This is a genomic window from Roseateles sp. P5_B10, from assembly GCF_056400485.1.
Genome location: NZ_JBFULE010000565.1, coordinates 1 through 3,525, shown reverse-complemented (window position 1 = coordinate 3,525; position 3,525 = coordinate 1). Strand labels below are relative to the sequence as shown.

The window sequence follows — 3,525 nt, the reverse complement described above, 5'->3', positions numbered from 1 at the left end:
GGCTGAGCCAGTAGCGGCCGAGCTGCAGGTCAACGACGTCACCCTCTTCCAGGTAGACGATCTGGTCGGTCACACCGGMCAGGGCCATCGCGTCGGAAGCAACGAAGTTCTCGCTTTCGCCCACGCCGAGTACCAGCGGCGAGCCTTCACGGGCGGCCACGACGCGGTGCGGCTCGTCGCGGCAGAACACGGCCACGGCATAGGCACCCTTCAGCCGCGGCAGGGCCTGCTGCACGGCGTCGAGCAGGTCGCCGCTGTAGAGATGGTCGATCAGGTGGGCGATGACCTCGGTGTCGGTCTGGCTCGTGAATTGATAGCCGCGCGACTTCAGCTCGGCGCGCAACTCGTCGTGGTTCTCGATGATGCCGTTGTGGACCAGCGCGATACGGCCTGTGCTCTCGACGCTCGCATTAGGGCCGGGCGAAAAGTGCGGGTGGGCGTTGTGCACGGCCGGTGCGCCATGCGTGGCCCAGCGCGTGTGGGCGATGCCGGTGCCAGCGGAGATGCCGTCCTGGTCGGCCACGGCCTGAAGTTCGGCCACGCGGGACGTGCTGCGGGCGCGCTTCAGGCCGCCGTCCTGGTGCACGGCCACACCGCACGAGTCATAGCCGCGGTACTCGAGGCGCTTGAGGCCTTCAACGAGGATGGGAACGATGTTGCGCTGACTGACCGCGCCGACGATGCCGCACATGGAGGTCTCCGTTGGGGAATGCGTGCATCGTAGGGAGACCGCCGTGGCGAATGGGTGCGAAATTTCTCAGAAAATGAAGGAAAATTTCCCGATCCACCCATTAAGAAATATTCGTTCAAATATTCAACATAAATGACTGATTTAGACGCAATCGACCTGCGTCTGCTGGAGGCCCTGCAGACAGATTCATCGCTGAGCAACCAGGACTTGGCCGCGCGCGTCGCCGTGTCGCCTGCCACTTGCTTGCGGCGCGTCAAGCGCCTGGTCGAGGCCGGCATCGTCGAACGCCAGGTAGCCCTGCTGTCGCCTGACAAGCTCGGCGCCGGCCTGTCAGCCATCGTGGAGATCACGCTGGACCGCCAGGGCGCCGAGCACCTGGATGCCTTCGAGGCGCGGGCGGTGCAGGAGGCGGCCGTGCAACAGTGCTGGCGGGTGTCGCCCGGGCCGGACTTCGTGCTCGTCGTGCAGCTGGCCGATATGCCGGCTTACCAAGCCTTCACACAACGGCTGCTGACCCAGGATGCCAACGTGCGCAACATCAAGGCCTTCTTCAGCGTGAAGCGGGCGAAGTTCGAGACGCGCATCCAGCTGCCATCCCCCTAACTTGGCAGCGCGTTCCCGCGAGCCAGGGGCAAAAGTCGCGCCTGCAGCCCGGAGAATCCTGCACCCGCCCCCAGACCGGAGCCCACCATGCCGCCCCGCACGTTTATTCGCCCTGCAACGTTCGCACTGGCCTTGGGCCTTGCGGGCTTGGCCCCCTGCGCTCAGGCCATGAACATCGTGCTTACCGACATTGGCGCCACACCAATGTCTGCCATGCAGCTATCGGCTTTCCAGACGGCTGCCAACTACTGGTCGGGCAAGCTCAATGACAACGTCACGGTCTATTTCAACATCGCGTTCAGCGACCTGGGGCCCAATATCCTGGGGTCGACCCGGTCCGAGCAGACATCGGTCAGCTATGGCGATCTGCGCGGCCATCTGGCGACCGACGCCAAGTCGGGCATCGACGCCTCAGCCGTGGCTAGCCTGCCGGTGACGAGCTCTGCCAGTTTCTGGGCGACGCAGGGTGATCTGACGAGCCGCTTCGACAACGATGGCTCGGTGAACAACACCAGGCTTGTCATCAACACCGCGAACGCGAAGGCGGTCGGCCTGAATCTGGGGCCCAATCTCGGCGCTCTGGACGCCACCATCACGTTCGCCAATGCCTTTGCCAGCAGCTACGCCTACACCCGGGTCAACGGCCAGGTTCCGGGCGACAAGATTGACTTCATCACCGTGGCGGAGCACGAGATCGGGCACGCCCTCGGCTTCGTGTCGGGCGCGGATGCCATTGACGGCTGTGTCAGCCATGCCGCGCAATGCGGTTTGTCTGGCGCCCTGGGCGAGTTCGAGAGCGACCCGTGGTACACGCCGCTGGACATGTTCCGCTACACCGCAGCGGGCAAACGGGACGTGACCCTCGGCGGCTCGCCCTATTTCTCCGTGGACGGTGGCCTGACATCCATCCAGCCCTTCTCGACCGGTGTCGAACACGGCAACGGTCAGCAGGCCAGCCATTTCGGCATCGGCGCCTTCACGCTGATGCGGCCCTTCGTTGGCACTGGCCAGTCGTATGACGCCATGGCCAGCGACCTGATGGCTTTCGACGCCATCGGCTGGGACCTGGCCGCTGCAGTGCCGGAGCCGAGCCAGTACGCCCTGCTGCTCGCCGGCCTGGCCCTCATCGGCATGGCGCGCCGCCGCAAGCGCGACTGAACCTGCGCGCTCAATGCAAAGCGGCCTCGCGAGGCCGCTTTTTCTTTGCCCGAGCTCAGCGCTTCAGCAGCCCCAGGCCCTTCAGATAGTCCCCTTCCGGGAAACACACCGTCTGCGGGTGGTCGGCCGCGGCCGACAGGCGTTCGATGATGTAGCCGTCCACGCCCGCGTCCAGCCCGGCGCCGGCCACGATCTTGTGGAAGAGGTCGGGCGAGATGCCGCCCGAGCAGGAGAAGGTGTAGAGCAGGCCGCCTTCACTCAGCAGCATGAAGGCCAGGCGGTTGATGTCCTTGTAGGCGCGCGCGGCACGCTCGGCGTGGGCAACCGTGGGCGCGAACTTCGGCGGGTCGAGCACGATGGCGTCGAAGCGCCGGCCTTCGGCCAGGCAGCGCCGCAGCGTGGCGTTGACGTCGGCATCCCAGGCCTGGTGGCGGCTCGCGTCGAAGCCGTTCAGCTCGACATGGGCTTTGGCGCGTTCCAGCGCCGGGCCGGAGGAGTCGACGCTGACCACCTCGCTTGCCCCACCGGCGAGCGCCGCGACCGAAAAGCCGCCCGTGTAGCTGAAGCAGTTCAGCACGCTCTTGCAGCCGTATTGCTTCACCGCGTCGGCAAAGCGGCGGCGACTGTCGCGCTGGTCGAGGTAGTAGCCAGTCTTGTGGCCTTCGGCCACATCCAGCGTCAGCCGCCAGTCGTGCTCACGGATGGTCAGCGCCGTTTCGCCATCGCCACGCAGCCACCCGGTCTGCACCGGCAGGCCCTCCCACTCGCGGGCCTGGGCGTCGGAGCGCTCATACAGGCGTGTCAGGCCGGTCRCTGTCAGCAGCGCGTCGGCAATGACGGCCTTCCAGCGCTCGACGCCAGTGCTGCCGAACTGGGCCACCAGCGTGTCGCCATAGCGGTCCACGACCAGGCCCGGCAGGCCATCGGCCTCGCCATGCACCAGGCGCCAGGCGTCGGAGGCGATGGCCAGCCGTGCCCGCATCGCCACGGCCTGCTCGATGCGCCGCTTGAAGAAGACCGCATCGATGCGCTCGGCCTCGTCGAAGCTCCAGGCGCGCAGGCGGATCTGCGAC

At 66.3% G+C, this 3,525-nt stretch carries 4 protein-coding genes; 2 read left to right on the top strand and 2 right to left on the bottom strand.

Annotated features, from left to right (window positions below; all coding sequences use genetic code 11):
* On the bottom strand, positions 1-691 hold a 691-nt coding region (locus tag AC1DU6_RS23880), incomplete at its 3' end, for a glutamine--fructose-6-phosphate aminotransferase (protein ID WP_477860102.1).
* Between the two features lie 132 nt (positions 692-823).
* Between AC1DU6_RS23880 and AC1DU6_RS23875 the strand changes: the two genes are divergently transcribed.
* Entirely contained in the window at positions 824-1,294 is a 471-nt protein-coding gene (locus tag AC1DU6_RS23875) for an Lrp/AsnC family transcriptional regulator (protein WP_457321379.1), read from the top strand.
* Positions 1,295-1,381: 87 nt separating this feature from the next.
* Positions 1,382-2,452, top strand: coding sequence for an NF038122 family metalloprotease (locus tag AC1DU6_RS23870; RefSeq protein WP_477860100.1), 1,071 nt, complete (start codon positions 1,382-1,384; stop codon positions 2,450-2,452).
* A 55-nt stretch (positions 2,453-2,507) separates the two neighbouring features.
* Here AC1DU6_RS23870 and AC1DU6_RS23865 read toward each other — a convergent pair.
* Positions 2,508-3,525: class I SAM-dependent rRNA methyltransferase (locus AC1DU6_RS23865; protein ID WP_477860098.1), on the bottom strand; the 1,018-nt coding region annotated here is incomplete at its 5' end.